This window comes from Staphylococcus xylosus (assembly GCF_002732165.1).
GTDB lineage: Bacteria > Bacillota > Bacilli > Staphylococcales > Staphylococcaceae > Staphylococcus > Staphylococcus xylosus.
In genome coordinates this window covers 268,832-289,186 of the sequence record NZ_MRZO01000003.1, presented here as the reverse complement: position 1 = coordinate 289,186, position 20,355 = coordinate 268,832, and the positions used below count along the sequence as shown (strand labels likewise).

17 protein-coding genes are annotated in these 20,355 nt (G+C 32.5%); 3 read left to right on the top strand and 14 right to left on the bottom strand.

The window, feature by feature from the left end:
* Position 1: 1 nt before the first annotated feature.
* The 10 genes from BTM19_RS06415 to BTM19_RS06370 all read right to left on the bottom strand — a co-directional run bounded on the left by BTM19_RS06415 (position 2) and on the right by BTM19_RS06370 (position 11,859).
* Positions 2 to 1,405, bottom strand: a complete 1,404-nt coding sequence (locus tag BTM19_RS06415; RefSeq protein WP_029378276.1) for an MFS transporter — start codon at positions 1,403 to 1,405, stop codon at positions 2 to 4.
* A gap of 520 nt (positions 1,406 to 1,925) precedes the next feature.
* Complete coding sequence (locus BTM19_RS06410) at positions 1,926 to 3,140, bottom strand: helix-turn-helix domain-containing protein (protein ID WP_099265793.1); 1,215 nt, start codon at positions 3,138 to 3,140, stop codon at positions 1,926 to 1,928.
* 93 nt (positions 3,141 to 3,233) lie between these two features.
* Positions 3,234 to 4,307 (bottom strand): YkvI family membrane protein, encoded by a 1,074-nt coding sequence (locus BTM19_RS06405; RefSeq protein ID WP_029378274.1) that lies wholly within the window; start codon positions 4,305 to 4,307, stop codon positions 3,234 to 3,236.
* 303 nt (positions 4,308 to 4,610) lie between these two features.
* Positions 4,611 to 5,384: an SDR family oxidoreductase gene (locus BTM19_RS06400; protein ID WP_029378273.1), complete on the bottom strand. Its 774-nt coding sequence runs from the start codon at positions 5,382 to 5,384 to the stop codon at positions 4,611 to 4,613.
* 185 nt (positions 5,385 to 5,569) lie between these two features.
* Complete coding sequence (locus BTM19_RS06395; protein ID WP_029378272.1) at positions 5,570 to 6,928, bottom strand: gluconate:H+ symporter; 1,359 nt, start codon at positions 6,926 to 6,928, stop codon at positions 5,570 to 5,572.
* 213 nt (positions 6,929 to 7,141) lie between these two features.
* Entirely contained in the window at positions 7,142 to 8,680 is a 1,539-nt protein-coding gene (gntK, locus tag BTM19_RS06390; RefSeq protein WP_029378271.1) for a gluconokinase, read from the bottom strand.
* A 35-nt stretch (positions 8,681 to 8,715) separates the two neighbouring features.
* Complete coding sequence (locus tag BTM19_RS06385) at positions 8,716 to 9,396, bottom strand: GntR family transcriptional regulator (RefSeq protein ID WP_058625695.1); 681 nt, start codon at positions 9,394 to 9,396, stop codon at positions 8,716 to 8,718.
* 208 nt (positions 9,397 to 9,604) lie between these two features.
* Positions 9,605 to 10,351, bottom strand: coding sequence for a MerR family transcriptional regulator (locus BTM19_RS06380; RefSeq protein WP_029378269.1), 747 nt, complete (start codon positions 10,349 to 10,351; stop codon positions 9,605 to 9,607).
* A gap of 63 nt (positions 10,352 to 10,414) precedes the next feature.
* Complete coding sequence (locus BTM19_RS06375; RefSeq protein WP_029378268.1) at positions 10,415 to 11,110, bottom strand: GTP pyrophosphokinase; 696 nt, start codon at positions 11,108 to 11,110, stop codon at positions 10,415 to 10,417.
* 335 nt (positions 11,111 to 11,445) lie between these two features.
* Positions 11,446 to 11,859: a DUF2188 domain-containing protein gene (locus BTM19_RS06370; RefSeq protein WP_029378267.1), complete on the bottom strand. Its 414-nt coding sequence runs from the start codon at positions 11,857 to 11,859 to the stop codon at positions 11,446 to 11,448.
* 183 nt (positions 11,860 to 12,042) lie between these two features.
* On the opposite strand from BTM19_RS06370, the gene BTM19_RS06365 reads away from it, so the two are divergent.
* Positions 12,043 to 13,212, top strand: coding sequence for a hypothetical protein (locus BTM19_RS06365; protein WP_099265792.1), 1,170 nt, complete (start codon positions 12,043 to 12,045; stop codon positions 13,210 to 13,212).
* Between the two features lie 3 nt (positions 13,213 to 13,215).
* Positions 13,216 to 14,433, top strand: a complete 1,218-nt coding sequence (locus BTM19_RS06360; protein WP_029378265.1) for a hypothetical protein — start codon at positions 13,216 to 13,218, stop codon at positions 14,431 to 14,433.
* 152 nt (positions 14,434 to 14,585) lie between these two features.
* On the opposite strand, the gene BTM19_RS06355 is transcribed toward BTM19_RS06360, so the two are convergent.
* The 4 genes from BTM19_RS06355 to BTM19_RS06340 all read right to left on the bottom strand — a co-directional run bounded on the left by BTM19_RS06355 (position 14,586) and on the right by BTM19_RS06340 (position 19,436).
* Positions 14,586 to 16,493 carry an FUSC family protein gene (locus BTM19_RS06355; RefSeq protein WP_029378264.1) on the bottom strand — a complete coding sequence of 636 codons (1,908 nt, stop codon included), beginning with the start codon at positions 16,491 to 16,493 and terminating at the stop codon, positions 14,586 to 14,588.
* Between the two features lie 407 nt (positions 16,494 to 16,900).
* A complete protein-coding gene (budA, locus tag BTM19_RS06350; protein WP_038679130.1) occupies positions 16,901 to 17,599 on the bottom strand; it encodes an acetolactate decarboxylase in 699 nt (232 codons plus the stop codon).
* Between the two features lie 200 nt (positions 17,600 to 17,799).
* Positions 17,800 to 18,090: a putative quinol monooxygenase gene (locus BTM19_RS06345; protein WP_029378262.1), complete on the bottom strand. Its 291-nt coding sequence runs from the start codon at positions 18,088 to 18,090 to the stop codon at positions 17,800 to 17,802.
* A gap of 68 nt (positions 18,091 to 18,158) precedes the next feature.
* On the bottom strand, positions 18,159 to 19,436 hold the full coding sequence (locus BTM19_RS06340; RefSeq protein WP_029378261.1) for an MFS transporter: 1,278 nt from the start codon (positions 19,434 to 19,436) through the stop codon (positions 18,159 to 18,161).
* 243 nt (positions 19,437 to 19,679) lie between these two features.
* Between BTM19_RS06340 and uptA the strand changes: the two genes are divergently transcribed.
* Positions 19,680 to 20,288 (top strand): undecaprenyl phosphate transporter UptA, encoded by a 609-nt coding sequence (uptA, locus tag BTM19_RS06335; RefSeq protein WP_038679133.1) that lies wholly within the window; start codon positions 19,680 to 19,682, stop codon positions 20,286 to 20,288.
* The last annotated feature ends 67 nt before the right edge of the window (positions 20,289 to 20,355 follow it).

Here is a 20,355-nt window from a genome sequence, read left to right as displayed (position 1 = left end):
TCTACAATTCTTCTCTCAATGCTAACTCTTTAACAATTTGTTTATGTTTACGGTCAGTTAATGGGTATGCAAAGAAGAATAGTATGACTGCAATTAAACAAGCTGTCGCAGGAACGATAAAGAATAACACTTTCAACCCATGTAATGTATCTGCTGATTGAGTAGCATTAGGAACAAATCCAATAATTGTTAAAGATGCACCTGGTATAAATCCTGCTAAACCTTGTGATATTTTTCTTGTGAAACTATAGCTCGCATATATAATCCCTTCAGATCTAATCCCCGATTGCCATTGCCCATATTCCACAACATCAGCAATAAATGCCCAAGTTACAGTATTTGGAATGACTAAGAATAATTGTGCAATAGTATTAATAATTAAGAACATCACGATATGATCTGAGAAAAAAGTAAAGTTGATAAATTGGAATAAAATGAAACCACCTACACCTATAATCGCCGTCATTTTCTTACCAATCAATTTACTTAAGAACGTCGTTAATACTAATGCAGGAATTAGCACAAGGAAGTTTAATGTACTAACTATCCCTACTAAATTTTGTTCTCCTAATACATATTTAAAATAGTATAATTGTGAAGCTTGCTGTAAAAATAGTGCACTTATTGTTAAAAGTGTATAAATTGCTAATATGATAAAGGGTCTATTTTTCAATAAATTTAGAAATGCTTTACGGCCAAGCCCTTTTTCTTTCGGTCTTTCAATCGTATGTCTCTCAGTAACCCCTTTATAACAAATCATATGGAATATCACTCCAGCAATAGCAAGCATCCCAACTGCCATTGGATAACCAATTTGATGATTTGGAAATAAACTAACAACAGGTATCACGACAATACCAGATATAAACATTGCGCCTTGAGACCCCATGTTACGGAATACCGATAATTGTGTACGATCATCCGCATTAATAGTCATAGATGCAGACAGTGAGCCATATGGAATATTTACAAATGAATAAGCTGCGTTAAATAACAAATATGAACCAAAAGCCCATATAATTTTACCTGTTTCTCCTATGTCTGGTGATAGAAACGTTATTACTGTAAGTATTGCTAATGGTATACTGCCGTATAAAATAAATGGTTTAAATTTACCACGTTTAGCAAAATTAGTTTGATTATCTACAATTGTCCCTACAGCTGTATCGACGAAGGCATCAAAGAACTTCGAGACTAAAAATACTAATCCCCCTACCCACGAAGGTATACCTAAAATATCAGTATAAAATAATAGTAAGTAAATCTGCCCCATATCGAACATCATGCCATTACCTAAGTCACCAAATCCATAAGATAGCTTTTCCTTAAATTTCAATCTAGGATTCTGAATTTCTTTAAAACGCTTTAGTTTACTGTTTGCAGGCTTTAGTTTTGCTGTAACCATATCGATTACCTCTTTCCACTATAAAAGCACTTGGAATAATTAATTCTTCCAGTAACTTCTTAGTATGTATTCATAATTAACATTCAATAAGAAAAGGACTTTATATTGTAAGCGTTTTCTTATATGCGTAAAAAAAAGTAACTCTACAAATTTCTTCATCATTTTACATGATTAAATACATCCCCTACGATTAATTTATAGAGATCTTTCCTTTATTATATTTTTAAAAATAAAACAGTCAATACAAAAATAACAACGTTGTTATAAATATATAATATACATCCTCGTGATTTAAACTGAAATAACACGAATAAAAGCTATAACTAAGGTATATGGTGAAAATTACATATACAGGAAGCATCAATTAGAAAATGCACTGCTTGAATTGCTTTATCATATTGTAAAATTGCATTTTTTACACTATTTCGATTATTTTTTGAGATTATTTTTACATTTTTAATAAAAACTTTACCTAAACAGCAACTTTATTTATATTTTTTAATTTTTTGAAGTTAATTTTTTAGTAAAATTCTTTATGCTCTGTTCTATATTTTAATGGAGGCACACCATATTGCTTTTTAAAGCATTGTGTAAAGTAACTTTGTTCCTTAAATCCTACATATGAAGCAACTTCAGAAACTGTCATCTTAGTTCTAGCAATCAAGTCACGTGCTTTTTTAATTCTTAGTTCAATGATATATTGTGAAATTGATTTGTTAATTTCTTGATTAAATATTCTTGATAAATAACTAGGTGCTAAATCAACGTGACTAGCTAATTCATTTAAGGTCAGCGTATTGTCCAAATTTCGTTCTATATACTGTATTACTTTACTGACTTTTGGACTGTAAGCATTGGCTTTAGTCTTCATAGCTCTTTCCGCGTACTCTTTAACAATTTCATGAACAATTTCGTCAAGCATCTCACTATCCATTGTCTGATCAATAATAGAAGCATACCTCTCAGATATTTCATCAATGTGAATTAAGCTAATACCGGCCTTTTCCCCTGCTTTCCGACATAACGTATTGATAAGAAAGGCTTTATACTGTTCATTAGAAATATCATCTTTAACCCTACGCAAACCTGATACAGATACATTCATTTCATTTAAAATTGATAATGCTTCTGTCACATTTCCGTTTTCAACTGCAGTAAGTAATTGATTTTCTAAATTATAGCGTTGTTCTATTTCTTGTAATGTGTAATCCATTTGTGCTCTTGATTCAGCTAACATCTCTATAGTTGAATGAAATTCGAAATCAATTTTTACTGTTTCATAAACAACGTTCCTCTTTTTTAAAAAACGAATTGCTAGCCGGCACATCTTTTGAGCTTTAACATGATGACATAAAGGTACGCTAAGTAAATATTGTTTTAATATCGACAACTTTGATATTTTGATATCTGCTCTTTGTAATAGTTCATTACAGCGGCGTTCATTCGGTCTTTGCCCCATATAAGGTCCAATAATATAAATCTGTTTATTTTTCTTGAATTTAAAAATCAAAAAATTAACATCAAAACTATTCGAATAATGATAAATTTTATTACTATTCATATGGACAATAAAGTGCTTTAACTCAGTTTTAAACTGTTTTCTTGCAGTATTTGTAAAGGGTGTCTTAATATGCGTGCTAATACCCTTTATATCACTCATATCATAGCCTTCTAATTGGATGCCTAATAGTTGAAGCGCATTCATTTGTAAAATTTCTAACGTCTGCTCATTCATAAAAAATCACCCCATTCCTTTATTTTATTATAACTAAAAATAAAGGAATAGGGTGTAAATTTAATTTTATTTTAATATCATTTTTTAAATCGTTTATTCATTTTTATTATTAAACTTAAGTTTAAATGGCGCATAGCACAATACTAAAATAAGTACGAGCCCTAAATAGCCAATTAATGGATAGAATATAGCTACTAAATCTGTAAATCCGACAAAACTTAAGCATAATCCTACAATAACTGCTATCGTATAAAATATTTTGAATTTCATCGTATCTACTACAGTAAAACGCGATGCAAAAGCATAAAACATTCCTAATCCAGTATTAAATATCATACCGAATATAACGATTGCCATAATAATACCTAGCACAGGTGAAATATTATTGACGATACCTAACATTGGCATATCCATATCTCCCACGACATCAATTTGTGTGAAAATAGCCAAGTGACTCAATACAATCATTATACCTAAAGCAAGACCACCAATTAATCCACCAGTTGCAGCAACCTTCGTATTCTTCTCTGATCCCCCCATGACTATAGCCATCGAAGCACCAACAGCAGTATTAAATGAAGCATAGTTCACTCCAGCTACAAACCAGTTTGGCAATGTTGAAGGTTTAGCGTCTGATAATGTATTAAGCTGTGAAAATGGTGTGTTTGTAGTAATAAAACTATAAACTGAAATGAGGATAATAAATATTATTAAAAATGGCGTTATATTGCCAATAACTTTTACCACACCTTTAACCTTTAACATACCTGCCAGTAAGATTAATACAGTCATTAATAACGTACCCACAATAGGAGGTAAACCAAATTGTTGATTAAGATTTGAACCCGCACCTGCAATCATCACTACACCTACGCCAAATAATGTAAAAATAATGACTAAATCAATAATCCAACCAAGTACTTTTCCTACTAATGATTTTCCCGTTATATTATGTATCACTTCTTTATGAGAATCTGTTTTAAATTTACTACCTAACCATACAAGCATCATACCAACATATGTAAATAGTACAGTTGTAATAATTGCACCAAACGTGCCCATAATACCAAAACTTGTAAAATATTGAAGGACTTCTTGACCAGAAGCAAAACCAGCACCCACAATGACACCAATAAATGCACTTGCAATTAATAAAATCCTTTTCATAATGTAAATTCCCCCTATTTTAAAAAGACAAAATAACTTACCCCTTAAATCATCATAAAATGATTGAATTTATATAGTATAAATTTCTGGCTAACTTACAACTCGATATTTCATTCATCATATATATAATGAGCAATCGTTTCTATATTTTATCATTTAAAGTGTAATTATTGTTGTATTTTCAATAGTGTATCTTTTCAGATGACCATTCAGTTAATTATTAACACCCAATATTCCATAAAAAAGAGACTAGTACAAACACCATGTACTCGCCTCCTATAACTAATTGATAGTGCTTATTTGTTACCTTAATAAGTAACCACCATCAACAGGTAATGTTGTCCCAGTAACATAGTCAGATGCACTACTTGCTAAAAATATTAATGGTCCCATTAAATCTTCAGGCACGCCCCATTCACCAGATGGTATGTGCCCTTTAATTTCTGGCCCTCTAATTGGATCTTCTTCTAATACTTTAGTCATATCAGTGCGAATATAACCAGGAGAAAGAGCATTCACCTGTATGTTATAAGGCGCTAATGCATCAGCGTACGCACGGGTAATACCAACGACGCCATGTTTACTAGCTGCATATGGAAAGATATTTTTACCTGCACGATATGACTGCATAGAACCTATATTAATAATTTTACCGGTTTGCTGTTCTGTCATAACTTTAGCAGCTTCATGTGCCATATAATATGTTGCGTTCAAATTGATATCTATAACATTTTGCCAATCTTCATCTTTATAATCTAAAACATTATTTCGAATTTGAACGCCAGCATTATTTACTAAAATATCTAAACTTCCCCATGTTTCGACTGCCTGTGAAACCACTTTTTCGGCAGCACCTTGTTCTTTAAGATCTTGTTGTATAAAAGCCACGTTACCTTCGTTCTGTTCAACACTTTCTCTTAAAGATTCCCATGCTTGGTTTGAAGAACTTACAACTGTGACATTAGCACCATACATCGTTAAAGCGATAGTATAATATTTACCTAAACCTCTAGCGCCACCTGTCACAATTGCATTTTTTCCTTTTACAGAAAAACTCTCTGTACTAAATTTTGTCATTTACAGTTCCTCCTTGTTAGTCATAATATTATTTACTTATATTATATAATTTTAAATTGTCATTGTGTTGATAAAAATAAAGGAGTCAGGTAGAAACCAAAGTTTGATTTCGCATACCTGCCTCCTCAAGTTTTTCATTGTCATTACTTTATTAATTCAATGAAAACTTATTAGATTTAACTAATTTATACAAAAATACTTAATATCAATATAAACACAAGTCCAGAAACTGAAATTACTGTTTCCAGTAGTGACCAAGTTAAAAATGTTTCTTTAACTGTTAAGCCAAAATATTCCTTAAACATCCAGAATCCTGCATCATTAACATGAGATAATATAACGCTACCTGCACCTATAGCAAGCACTACTAAAGCCACGTTAACATCTGACGCTTGTAATAATGGTAATACGATACCAGTTGAAGAAATCGCTGCTACAGTTGAAGATCCTAGCGCAATACGTAACACTGCAGCCACAATCCACGCTAATAGTATTGGTGACATTTCTGTACCTTCGAACAATTTAGCAATTGTATCTCCGACGCCACCATCAATTAGTACTTGTTTGAAGGTACCGCCACCCCCAATAATTAAGATCATCATACCTATTGGATAAATTGCATTAGATACTGAATCCATGATTTCTGAGTTATTACGTCCTTGCTTAATTCCCATTGTAAATATAGCAAATAATACTGCAATAAGCATCGCCGTTCCCGCTGTACCTACAAAGTAAACTACTGATTCAAATCCATTCGTCGCTGTTTCATTGCCTGTAACTAACTGCACAATTGTAGAAAACAACATTAAGATAACTGGTGAAATAGCTGTTAATAAACTAATACTAAATCTTGGCATCTCAGCTTCACTAAATTCTCTTTGTGCACCCAATGCAGATATGTCACCTTCACGTGTATAGGCAGTTGGTGCTATTTTTTGTGCAATTTTATTAAATAATGGTCCTGCTATCAATGTAACAGGAATAGCAATAATAATACCGTACATGAGTACATGACCAAGGTTAGCTTCCAATTCTTTTGCAATAACTACTGGACCTGGATGTGGTGGTAAGAAGCCGTGTGTCACAGATAAAGCTACTACCATCGGTAAACCTAGTTTCAATTGTGATACATTTGCACGCTTAGCTATAGTAAACACTAATGGTATTAATAATACTAATCCCACTTCGAAGAATAATGCGATACCTACAATAAATGCTGCAACAAGCATTGCCCATTGTACATGTTTATAGCCAAACTTTTTAATGAGTGTGTCAGCTATACGTGTTGCGCCGCCGCCATCAGCAAGTAATTTACCTAAAATGGCGCCAAGTCCAAAAATCAAAGCAATATGGCCCAGTGTGCTGCCCATACCATTTTCAATAGTTTCTATTATTTTATCTAAAGGCATTCCCAGTAATATTGCAGTTACAATAGATGTAATTATTAATGAAATAAAGGTATTTAATTTCAAGAAAATTATTAATGATAGTAATACGATAATCCCTATTACCACCGTAACCAGTGGCCAAATTGTTTCAAACATCATCGTTCTCCCCTTCCATAGTAAAGACTGAATATAGCTAACAGACATAGCTACCTTCACTCTTGGTAACGCTTTCTTTTAGTTCTAAAAAAAACTCTTCTAACTGTGACATTTATAGATATGTAGGAAAGGTAATTAAGTAAATTATCACCCAATAACAGCAACTTATTACAGCTTACCTTCCCCTCTACCTATGTACTTACTCGATTATCATTAATCCATATGTTCACGTTGGAACGCCGAAATTTCAGTATAACGATCCTCTAATGAACGGCTTAAATTTATAAATATTGAAATTAATTGTTGATATACTTTCACATTGTCCTCATTTGGTTTATGTTCGTTTGTAGTACCAACCATTTCCTCAATAATTGAAAAATCCTCAATTTCTCCTAATGCTTTCATTCCTAATACACAAGCCCCTAAGCATGAGCTTTCATAACTTTCTGGGACACTTAAATTAGTATCGAAAATATCTGCCATCATTTGACGCCAAACTTCACTTTTAGCGAAGCCACCAGTGGCTTTAATAGTTGATGGAGTCTCATCCATAACCTCAATTAAGGCTAAATAAACTGTATATAGATTATAAAGAACGCCTTCTAAAGCAGCTCTAATCATATGTTCCTTTTTATGAGATAGCGTCAATCCAAAGAAGGAGCCTCTCGCATCTGCGTTCCATAATGGTGCTCGTTCACCCGCTAAATATGGGTGGAATATTAGACCTTCTGCACCTGGCTTAACTCGATTAGCAATTTTAGTAAGTACATCATATGGATCGACTCCTAAGCGTTTTGCCGTTTCAACTTCACTTGCTAATAATTCGTCACGTAACCAGCGCAGTACTACACCACCGTTATTCACAGGCCCACCGATAACATAATGATCATCCGTTAATACATAGCAAAATATTCTGCCTTTATAATCTGTACGTGGTTTGTCTATAACTGTTCTTATCGCACCTGAAGTACCTATGGTTACAGCAACTTCACCTTTTTTAAAAGCATTCACTCCTAAATTAGATAATACACCGTCACTTGCGCCAACAACGATTGGTGTATCCTCATCAATGCCCATCAATGTTGCATAACGACGTTTCATACCTTTTAATATATGTGTCGTTGGTACAAGTTCAGGTAATTGCGATTCGTTAATACCTAATAATTCGAGCGCTTCTTTATCCCAAGATAATGTTTCCAAGTTCAACATACCCGTTGATGATGCCATAGATTGATCTATTACAAACTTCTCAAATAATTGATAGAAAATATATGTTTTGATATCAGCAAATATAGCTGTTTGATTATATATTTCTTGTTGCTCATGCTTCATCCAAAATATTTTAGATAATGGAGACATAGGATGTATCGGCGTGCCAGTTCTTTGATAAATCGCATCACCATTATGGTTCTTTTTAATTTCTTCTGCATATTTACTCGCTCTATTATCTGCCCAAGTTAAATTTTCAGTCAAACGTTGATTGCTAGCATCCATTGCTATAAGACTATGCATTTGAGCGCTAAACGAAATTAGTTTCAAGTCTTTTTTATCAATATCTGCTTCTCTCATGACATATTTAATTGTCATGAGCACCGCATCAAACAATTCATCTGGATTTTCTTCTGATATTTCCACATTCGGTGTATGCAAAGGATACCCAATATTATGTTTCATTATAAATTGACCATTTTCGTCATAAAGTACTGATTTCGTACTTGTTGTACCTATATCGACACCTATCATGTATTTCATGGTTTTGCCTCCCGATTCTTTACAGCATTAAAACGCTAAGTTAACCAAAAGCTTTCGATATCATCACCTACGTCATCAAAGTTCAAATGAAATGCTTCTTTCAATTTATGCGCATCTTTATTTGCAATTGCTTCAATAAATACTTCGTGATTTTGATGAATTCTTTCAAAGTCTTTAGGATTTTCATTCATACGTTTACGCATAGATAATAAAATAAGTGCTTCCATCACTGGGCGTAAATTATTCCAACATGTTTTTAAGTATTGATGTTTAGACGCCATAATTGTTACTTCATGAAATTTCATATCATGTTCAGTAAATGCTTCTGCGTCTTCAAATTTAACCGCTATCTTCATCATTTCCAATTGCTTTCTTAATTCTTTTACAATTTGATTATGCATTATGGGCTTAATTCTACTAAAAGCAAATGACTCAAGCATAATTCTTAAATCATAAAGTTCTTTTTTCTCAGTATCATCAAATGGTAAAACTTCTGCACCCATTCTTTCTAGATGAATTAACTGATCTTGTTTTAACAATTTAAAAGCGTCTCTAACTGGTGACCTACTAACGTTAAATTCTTTAGCAATTTGATTTTCCGTCAATAAAGTGTCAGGTGTTATCGTACCATCAACAATTCTCAAACGAATTTCAGCTGCAATCATTTCGCCTTTTGACATACCGTCTAACCATTGTTCAGGATATGAATAATCCACTAAAACACCACCTCTTAATCAACACGATATACTTGTATACAAGTATGGTAATACACAACTATCAATATTGCAAGCGCTTGCAATTGTTGATTAATATTTTTTCATCATAAAAAACCGACACACCAGGTTTTTCAGACCTAACATGTCGGTGAAAATTTTATTTAGTGACGCTAATGCAAGTGTGTATCCTTTTTCGTATTTAGTATAATTACACTTTCATTAATTCATTTGAATCTTCAATTCTCTGTGCTATTGCCATACAATGACTAGTCTCATAACAATTAGGGCATTGTAACTTTCTAGTCTTCGGTGTATGTGATGCAAAGAACCAAGACTTTATATTTGGTCTAAAAACTTCCTGACAATTTGGACAAACATACATCAATCGCTTATAGATAAAATTTGTAAAATAGACAGCAAAAATAATTAAAAACGGTAATGCAACAAAATTCGGCCACCACTTTTTCATAATACTACTTGTTAATAAGGCCGTATATTGTACAATCACCACTGGTAGTACTCGATATATGATTGACCTAGTTAATGAGCTCATGATGCCTTTATTTGCTACATATTGACTGGTTTCTAACAATTTATTTAACGGAGCCTCAGAATCTTTGCCAATATAACTTTTAAATTGCTTCATTTCTGATAAAAGCATTTTATTTTTTTGAATTTCATGTTCTATGTTTAGCGCTCTTTGTTCAATCATGGATCGTATCGTCTTTAATCTATTCTCTTCTGCTATAATTTTTTTAATATCTTTCAAACTAAATCCAAACCGCTTAAGAATTAAAATAATTTCTAAGTCTTGCTTACTTTGCGTGTCAAATACTCGTCTTCCATTATCTTCAGTTTTAGTTGAAGTTAACAGCCCCTTCTTATCATAGTATTGGATTGTTCTTATTGAGACACCACATTGCTTTGCTAATTCACCAGTTTGATATTGAGTCATATTTTTATACCTCCTCAATCAAAAATATATATGATGACGTTACGTAATTAGCAAGCAATTTATTTAATTTTTAAATACTTCAGAATAAACATCTTGTAATTTGCCTTCTACAGAAGTAATATCTGTTGCACACTGTTTCAATATAGCTCTATACTTTTCTGTATTTTCACTATTTTTATAACGAATTTTATGTTCTAGACTAGCCCACATATCCATCCCTATTGTTCTTATTTGAATTTCTACTGGTACAAGTTCCATAGAATGTGCTAAATAAACGGGTATAGTTACTACAATATGCAAACTACGATATCCATTTTCTTTCGGATGTTCAATATAATCTTTACGCTTTATCAAAGTAACATCTTCCTGTTTAAGCAATAAATCTTCAATCACATAAATATCATCCAAATAATTACAAACAACACGAATACCAGCTAAATCTAATATATTCTCTTTAGCAGATTCTGTACTTATGTCACAACCTTTACGTGCTAATTTACTTATCAAACTTCTCATCTCTTTAACACGACGTTCCATATGATGTATTGGATTGTGTTTATACAACTGCTGAAATTGATCATCTAATATATCTAATTTTGTACTTATTTCTTTTAATGCTGAAGAATAAAGTTGTTCCAAGGCAACAAAACCAACAACCATTTCTAGAGCCTCTTCCGACTCATTAATATGATCTATACTTTCTTTAAATTCTTCCTTCAAGTCGTCTACATTTAACGAAGGTTTATGTTCTATGTACATATTTCGTACCTCCAATTAATAACTTCTTATAGAGCATTATAGCTAATTCTAATTTACAATTTAAATATAAAGACATACATCTCTACAATTATTTCCATATTGAATATGTATTGATTGTCAAACGCTATGTAATTTAGTCAGTTAATATTCATAAAATTATACATAAAAAAGGAGCAAGACAGAAATGAATTTTTGATAAAAGATTTTATTGTCCCGCCCCGACATGTATAACTAGAAATAAGGACTATATAGTCCTTAATTTCTAGTTATGTCAAAAACTGTTTTACTATTTCAACAGTTGTATAATGTTATCTATAGTCAATTAGTCATTGTAGTTATTCATTCTTTTTATGCTCTATTATTTCTGTTTCTCTATTATCAGCAATATTACGCGCTCGTTTCATGGCATCTGCTTTTTTAAGAAAAGTATCTGAGGCTTGTTTTGCACCGTCTGATTTAACTTTCCATTCATCATCTTCATAATATACATGAACGTCTTTTTTATTTAATTTCGGATTGGCTGAGTCATCTCGTTTATGCTTTGTAATTTTTTTATTTTTTAATTCTTGTAATTCACTATCTGAGGCATCTCTATACCATGATTCAGCTTGTTTAGTTGCGATAGGAATAACATTTTCTTCCTCATAGCCATCTTTTAACATGGCGTTACCTATATCAATTGCTTTTTTACGTTCTAATTCATCAAAATTTTTCCAACTTTGTGGATAATCTTCCATTGTCCAAGGCATGAATACCACTTCCAATCTATTTATTCTTGCTTATTGTTTACCACTAATAAATTAGTGTAAACGGTTCATTGCGCTCAATCCATCTCATAGATTATAAAGCTAATCATGATTAAACATTGTCATAAAGGGAAATGTAGTACATGTATTAAGTTAATAAACCCTATAATGATTGGAGGGAGTCTTATGGCGAATATCACAGTTGGTTTAATCCCTTCACCTGATATGCCACATAAAATCATAAATAAAATATACGATGAATTACCGAGAGAATTACCGAGAGCATTACAAGAGCAGACAAATTATGAAGATTGGCGGTTTGATAAGCACGTTGCTTCTGTAGTTGGTACTGCTGAACATATGGATAAAGCAATGGATATAGCAGCAAACATGAAAAAGCAAAAAGAATGGGATTATGCCATTTGTATTACTGATTTACCAAACTTTTCTAATCGTAAAACTGTTATCTGTGATATAAATTACGATAATAATATTGCACTCATTTCATTGCCTGTCTTAGGTGCAATAAAACTTAAAAAGAAGTTAAAATATTTTATTACTTATATCGTTCAACTATTACGCAATAGTGGTTCTGATAAACAGCCTCTAAATAAGCGACACTTTAAATTAACTCAATTCAACACTGTTATTCCTAATGAAGAAACACAAGATCAAAATCATCAACGCATCATCGTAAAGTCCACTACTTTAGGATGGCTTCATTTAATAGCAGGAATGACCTATGCCAATGAGCCATGGTCCGCAATTTTCGACTTTAAAAAAATAATTTCAGTTTCTTTTGCTACTGGAACTTATATCTCTATTTTCTCTACCCCTTGGGATTTAAGTTTAGATTATAATTATTGGCGGTTTATCTTACTTATGCTGCTATCTATATTCGGGATGGTGGGTTGGCTAATATACTCTTATAATTTGTGGGAACAACAAAGCCCTAAAACTCAAAAATTATATAGATATATTTATAATTTCACAACTGTGACCACTTTAACTACCATCACACTCTTTAACTTTTTAAGTTTATTTCTATTACTAACAGTCAGTACTTTACTATTTGTCCCACCAGAATTATTTTCCAACTGGACAACACTTAATAGTAAAGAACCTACTTTAATTAACTATATTAATTTAATTTGGTTTATAACTTCTCTTGGTATCTTGGCAGGAGCTATGGGTTCAACAGTAGAGAATGCAGATAAAATTAAACGTGTAACATATTCCTTCAGACAATATTATAGAAATAAACAGTTAGAACAAGAAGATGAAGATACTTATGTTAAACACGAAGACCATCACTCTTATGTAGGGCAGAAACAAACACATAGAGAGGAGCGGTAAGTAATGTGTAGTAATATCGTGAAAATCGGCTTAGTTGCAGCTCCTGGGGTAACTGAAAAAATTTCCTACCAACTAAAAAAAGAGCTGCCAGACCTGCTTGCTTCATATTTTTCTGAGAACAGTGAATGGCAAATTGAAACAATTATTGACCCTCTTACAGGTTCTGCTGAAACTGTTCAAAAAATATTTCGTAAGATTTCTGATTACCAAAATAACAACGAATGGCAATATACAATTGGACTAACCGATTTACCAATTATCAGAAATGGAAATGCTGTCGCGTTTGATATCAATAGTAGCAATGGCGCAAGTTTAATCTCTATACCTTCTTACGGTTGGCGTCCTATAAAAAAACGGCTCCAGCGTTCTATATTAGGTATCATTGAAGCTATCGATGAATATAATGAACCAACTACAAAACAAAAACAAGATGAAGATGAAAGTGAACAACAATTAAATGCTCAGTTTCCTTTTTCAAACTTAGTTACCAAAACTGAATACTTTGAAGATACTAATTCTCAACATACATTATATTATGTTTCTTCAAATACGAAAGGTTCATTTCGTTTAGTTAGCGGTATGACTTTTGCAAATAATCCATTTAATATGTTAAAAAGTCTTAGTAACGTAGTTGCGATTGCCTTCACCACAGGTGCTTTTGGTATCGTTTTTACTACAATGTGGAATTTAAGTTTTGTCTACTCTGCTTGGCGCATGCTATTAATTATGCTAGTTGCCATTATAGGTATGATGGTATGGATTATTGTTGCCCATAATTTATGGGAATCATCAAAAGAAAGTAACAATAAACAAATAACAATTTTATATAATCTAACAACTACTTTGACTTTAACTGTATCTGTCGTTTTTTATTACTTAATTTTATTTTTTCTTTTTTTATTAGCTTCACTAGTAGTGTTACCTCCAGGCTATTTAGGACAAACATTGCAGTTAAATGGCTCTGCTAACTTCATTACATATATTAATCTCGCATGGTTTGCGACTTCTATTTCTACCGTTGCTGGGGCGATTGGTGCTGGTTTAAACAATGAAGCACAGATATTAGAAAGTACGTATGGTTATCGACAAAAACAACGGTACAAAAAAATGAACGAAGATGAAAACGAACGTGCCGAAAGAGAAGAAGAGGCTCAAGATGCAATCAAAGCGAAAAAACAAGAAAGTGAAGCGAAAGCTAATCAATATGACAATAACAATTAGCTTTTAACACTTCCCGATAGTCTAACCCTAGACAAACCGCAGTCTGTTCCATCTTATTATATTGAAAGTAAGAACCAATATACACTTAACAAAAAAGCCACCTTTTACGCTAACAAAAACTAGCTAAGGGTGGCTTTATTTTATTCATTTAATTATAATGTCGCTTCTTGTCTAACATTCATACAGTTAGTTTGAATACTCAGCAATGACGTTTTTATATGTGCATACTGAGGTAGATCTGGTAATGTTTTTAATTGAATATGGTTACCTCTTTCAAAGTGTTTAGCAATGTTTTCAAAAATCAATAAATAATCTCCCATCGTATCATCATCTATATGATAACGCTGTTCATTACTTAACGCCCTTGTCAGCATGAAACTGATTTCTTCTAAAGCATAAATACTTGGATAATAGTATTGTATTACCATTTTATTACTAAATATTTCACCGTTAGCACTGTTATAAACTTGTGTCATATTATTTAATTTCACGCTAAGTTTTAGCATTTCATGTTTATCTTGTTCTCTTGAGGCATATTTATTACTTGAGAATAGATAATGGAAAATGAGAGCCTCATCTCTAGCAACTGCTGCCAAAGTATCTGGCAACATAGACGAAGCCGTCTTTCTGCCAATAAACAGCAAACAAATGACAGCAATGAGAATACCTACTATAACATCTATTACTCTTGGCAAGGCTATTAGAATAGTCAAATGGTTAGAGGCAAGTCCATTTAATAAAATAACTTGTATTGTAATAAATATCACTGCAAACGAATAGTTGGCACCCACAAACATTTCAGTTATACCTGCTGCAACAGCTAATAATATAATTGCTACTGGAATTGGTGGCGTTGCTAACAATATTAGGGATAAGAATAACACACCGATAATAGTACCAATGCCCCTAGCACCTGCACGTTCAAAACTGTGCAATGCAGTTGATCCTAACAATACAGTATGTGCACTTAAAGGAATCCAATAAGCTTTTTCAAAATCGAACATGAGCGCAATAAAAATAGTAATTGCCATGATGACTATATAACGTATCGTATTTCTAAATACAAATGAATCTAAAGTTAAATTTTGCATCATGCGTTGTCCGTAAATTGGCACTCGAATATCTATTTCATGTTCCACACGTTCACTGTCAGCATTCATAATCGCATCTACTTTAATAATACTATCAACTAAATTTTGGTATACAGCATCAACTTCTACTTTTCGTGTCCACTGACGCATTGTATTACCACGTGAATACACACGTTTAATTACATAATCTGCCATCTCTTTTATTTCTTCTGGCAAAGGACGAGCATCCTTTTCATTTAGTTCTAATAATTCTGAATGAATCCCTTGTGCCGTATTATGTAGCAATAACAGACGTTGAAACTCTGCTGATTCTTTAGATTTCGCTGTACTCGATGTAATTAGTTGAATATCTGAATTTCTAAATGCCGTTACTGCAAATTGTGACGCTTTAGCAAATGCCTTTGCATCATCAAAATTATAAATCAATTGTTTGATAATATTATAATCACTTTTAATAGCTTTTGATTCTGTAGATTCTTTGGATAACAATATTACTATTATCACAATAACAGTTGCTAACAGTCCTCCAACAAACATTGCACCACCTCTTATTAAAGCTTCTTCTGGCGCTACAGGTAAGTTGATTGGCAAACTAAATGCAACGATAAAAAAAGTGGAAGACGGGCCAGGGATATTGAGAGAGCTAAAGATGTAGTATGGTATTACCGAAACAACTAAAAGCAATACACCAAATATGATCGGTTGGTTAACAGTTAGTGTCCCTAGAACCATAGCTAAAGACAAACCTATTGCTGAAAAGAGCACCATGCGTAATTTAGATTTAGCCGGACCTCCAAAAACATAGATATGTGCCAATGTACCAGTTGAAATTAGTAATCCTATAGAAAAATAGCCAGTGGCATAACCAATAAGTAAAGGAACTAACATTAGGATACATTGCCTAATTCCTTTTGTTACATCGATTTTCATTGAATCAAATCGTAATAAAGATTTTATATAATTAGCCAATATGGTCAGACATCTCCTTTTCTATTTTATTTTACAATAATATGCATAATTTAATTAAATATTCTGCCACATAAATAGAGCGGGACAGAAATCAAAGATATGATTTTCTATTCCCGCCCTCATAAGGCCGATTAAATAGTTAAAAGTCTTGTATTGAAACATATCGTCCTATTTGTCAGATAATCGATTTGCTACGTCCAACTTAAATAACAACGACTAACATTACTTACTATTTTAATACGCTTGCTTATTAGAAAGCCATATGATTCAGTGAATTTGTTCTTAAATTATTTAGTTTAATTAAATACATTACTCATCTATTTTAACACTTTTTCTAAATTCTTCTAGATGAGATTCGTATAAACATTTTTCAATTTATTGAACTAAAAAATGAATTCTTACTATTACTACTCGGCTTCTTTAATGTCTTCTTCCACATTTGAATAATCAATATCCGCTTCTAAGAATATTTGATTATTTACTGGGAAATGTTGTTCTAGTGTCTCTATATTACTCAATTCAACTATGCCGTGATTCATTTCAAAATCTAACACGTGCCCTCCAACTGATTTATGATCATCTACAAAGTGTAAGTGGAAGCCACTAGCAGCTATGCCATGAAATAGTTCTGGGGCATAAAAGCCAACAATCGTACCATCTATTTGTTCATGCGTGAATTCCGGTTGACGCTTAGCAGATTCAATAAGTCTCGTATATGGTTTCTCTTGTTTTGGCATCATACGCACATGTACCATTTCAAATTTACCTGTTATTTTTACAGCGATAAAAATATTGTCGCTTAAAGCCTTTTGTTGTACTTTATTCAATAATGTTTCAGAATCAGTTATATTACGAACATCAAATTGATGGTCTGGTTTGAATGGTGTGACCGTTGCAAAAGGTGTTAACTCATCACCATGTAACTCCTTGAATTCTCCATATTCATTTGCGTGAAATGCCTGATTATCTAAAATAATCACTTCGCCATCAGAGCCTGTGAGTGTACCTATACCTAAATCACCATGCTCTAAAATTTCATTAATTGTTGCAGTACCTTCTAATAAACCAGCCATTAACGTTCCTAAAGTCCCATGTTGATATAACATTATTTTTACACTCCTAAAACTACTTTTCTCTATCAAAATCATTATTATATTACCCGCAACATAAAATTATACGCTTATTAATATGATTAAAACAGTATATTGCTTATTTTTTCCAAGATAAAAAGTGGGATAGAAATCAAAATTCAACTTTGATCTCTATCCCACTCTCTTATTAGTTCAATACATTTTCAAATAATTATTTATGTTGTTTGGTCTTGAGAAATACTAATGTCTGGTTTTTCGACTAAATATTGACTTACTTTAGCAAAGAATGCTTTAAAGTGATCAGTATTATTATGTGCTTCAACAGCTGCTTGATCTTTATAACGTTCGATAAAGGCAAAAGTATTAGGTTCATCAGTTTGTTCAAAATGTTTATAAAATAATGAACCTTCCTCAGTGCTAGCACCTTCAAGTAATGGTTTTACTAATTCTAAATATTCTTCTCTTTTAGCTGGGTCAATTTTCATTATTGCATTAATAGTAATCATATTTTTCTCCTCCTCATAAGTATAATTATTATACTAGGGGATAATCGAAAAACACAAATGATTAAACTTTATAAATTTTCTTTTTCTATAATTAAAGGTTGATCAGGTTTTACAAAGAACCACATAATAATTGCAAATACTACTGGAATAATCACTAATTCTAATGTCATTGTCCAACCCACAATATCAACCATGATACCTGCTAATAAAGGACTTAACAATGCCCCGATATTCCCCCAAAGATTCATCCAACCTGATACTGAACCAGAGAAATTACGTCCTAAATCCGTTGCTGCTGCCCAACTCATTCCTGTTGCTATACCAATACCACCTAAACATAATGATAACCAAAATACATTAACTACTAGATTGTCAGTTTGTAAAGACATAAATAGTGAGATACAGAATACTAAGAAACCAATAATCGCGATTGATGCCCGGGCAATAAAACGTGATTTACCACTTTGTAACAGTTTATCTGAAATGGCACCTCCACAAAGTATAAGTAAGAACATCGCTATCCAAGGCGCGCCTGCTGCCCAAGCCATATCTGGATCAGTAAGTTTCACTTTATACTGTTCCGTAAGATATGTAGGCAACCAGATTAAAAATAATGAAACTACAAACTGTACTACAAAGTATTGTGCTGCTATCGCATAAAAGCTAAAACGCGTGAAAAAGATATTCCATGGTGCGTTTGATTTTTCTGTCTTGATAACATCTCTATTTTCAATAATATAATTTTTCTCTGCTTCATTTACCATCTTGTGTTGTTCTGGTAAATCTTTAGCAATTACTATCCATAATATAGCGATAACAAAACCTACCGCACCAAATATATAAAATACCGCTTGCCAACCAAACATATTTACAATTGCTATCGTAACTACTGGAGCAATTACAGGACCAAAGTATGACCCCGCAAGCAACGCACTAGACGCACGCCCTTTCTCTCCTTTGGCAAACCAGTTTGTATTAAAAACAGCATTAGAAGGATACATTGGTGCTTCCCCAATACCGAATAAGAAACGCACGGCGTATAGCATACCATGATTTTTTACGACACCTGTTAAAATCGTAAAAGCGCTCCACCAAACAAGTGCAATAGTTAATAATTTTTTTGATCCAAATTTTTCTGCCAAAAATCCAGAAGGCACTTGCATCAATGCATAGCCTAATGAGAAGAATGATGCTAATAAACCGAATTGTGTTTTATTTAAGTTTAAGTCTTCCATCATAGGCCCTGCAATTATAGATATATTAGAACGGTCCATATAAGCAATTACTCCGATAATAAAAAATGCTATTGCAAAGTACCATCTAATATTTGTTCTTTTTTCTTTCATTTCTCTCCAACTTTCTCCCTTAAGTATCCAGTCATCATATGACCTATTGTTTTTAATGATATTACCACAACATGAAATCGCTTACAAGAACTTTTTCACTTTCTCCCTTACTAAATAAAATCAATCATAATATCATACTTGAGCCCTACATATGTTCCATGGACAATTTAGTATTTTAGATTATACTTAAATATGTAGAAAAAATTAACAAAGTTTGATTTTAAAGGAGCCATTCATAGAATTATGGAACAAATACTTACCGACTTTATTAGCACATGGGGCTATGCTGCCATTGCAATATTAATATTATTTGAAAATATATTACCCTTCATACCTTCTGAAATTATCTTAACCTTTGCTGGTTTAATGTCTGTCAAATCAGGATTATCTATACCTATACTTTTTACAATTTCAACAATTGCATCGTTGATAGGTTTACTTGTGCTCTACTATATAAGTAGACTTGTTTCTGAAACACGTTTATATCGCTTTGTTGATAAATATGGGAAATGGATTAAACTAAAAGGCAAAGATGTTGAACGTGCAAACGATTGGTTTAAGAAATATGGTGCCATTGCAGTGTTCATATGTCGTTTCATACCAGTCTTACGTGTACTCATTACTATCCCTGCAGGAATCAATCGTATGAATGTTGTAGTTTTTACAATTCTTTCATTAATTGGTACAACCATTTGGAACTTCGCTTTAATTTATTTAGGTAAATTATTAAGTGGTAGTTGGGATGTATTAATGAATGGTTTGCATACCTATTCCTATATTATGTATGTCATTATTATTTTAGCGGCGATTTATGTCGTTTATAAACTTTTCAAAAAAGACCGCGTCCAATAAGAATGAGTCAACTTAGCGTAATAAATTAACTGGCTAATTTAACTCACTTAAATGTAATGAAACTTTC

Coding starts and splice junctions, on each gene's coding strand:
- BTM19_RS06415 (WP_029378276.1), bottom strand. CDS start 1,405: ATGGTTACAGCAAAACTAAAGCCTGCAAACAGTAAACTAAAGCGTTTT.
- BTM19_RS06410 (WP_099265793.1), bottom strand. CDS start 3,140: ATGAATGAGCAGACGTTAGAAATTTTACAAATGAATGCGCTTCAACTA.
- BTM19_RS06405 (WP_029378274.1), bottom strand. CDS start 4,307: ATGAAAAGGATTTTATTAATTGCAAGTGCATTTATTGGTGTCATTGTG.
- BTM19_RS06400 (WP_029378273.1), bottom strand. CDS start 5,384: ATGACAAAATTTAGTACAGAGAGTTTTTCTGTAAAAGGAAAAAATGCA.
- BTM19_RS06395 (WP_029378272.1), bottom strand. CDS start 6,928: ATGTTTGAAACAATTTGGCCACTGGTTACGGTGGTAATAGGGATTATC.
- gntK (WP_029378271.1), bottom strand. CDS start 8,680: ATGAAATACATGATAGGTGTCGATATAGGTACAACAAGTACGAAATCA.
- BTM19_RS06380 (WP_029378269.1), bottom strand. CDS start 10,351: ATGACTCAATATCAAACTGGTGAATTAGCAAAGCAATGTGGTGTCTCA.
- BTM19_RS06375 (WP_029378268.1), bottom strand. CDS start 11,110: ATGTACATAGAACATAAACCTTCGTTAAATGTAGACGACTTGAAGGAA.
- BTM19_RS06370 (WP_029378267.1), bottom strand. CDS start 11,859: ATGCCTTGGACAATGGAAGATTATCCACAAAGTTGGAAAAATTTTGAT.
- BTM19_RS06365 (WP_099265792.1), top strand. CDS start 12,043: ATGGCGAATATCACAGTTGGTTTAATCCCTTCACCTGATATGCCACAT.
- BTM19_RS06360 (WP_029378265.1), top strand. CDS start 13,216: ATGTGTAGTAATATCGTGAAAATCGGCTTAGTTGCAGCTCCTGGGGTA.
- budA (WP_038679130.1), bottom strand. CDS start 17,599: ATGTTATATCAACATGGGACTTTAGGAACGTTAATGGCTGGTTTATTA.
- BTM19_RS06345 (WP_029378262.1), bottom strand. CDS start 18,090: ATGATTACTATTAATGCAATAATGAAAATTGACCCAGCTAAAAGAGAA.
- BTM19_RS06340 (WP_029378261.1), bottom strand. CDS start 19,436: ATGAAAGAAAAAAGAACAAATATTAGATGGTACTTTGCAATAGCATTT.
- uptA (WP_038679133.1), top strand. CDS start 19,680: ATGGAACAAATACTTACCGACTTTATTAGCACATGGGGCTATGCTGCC.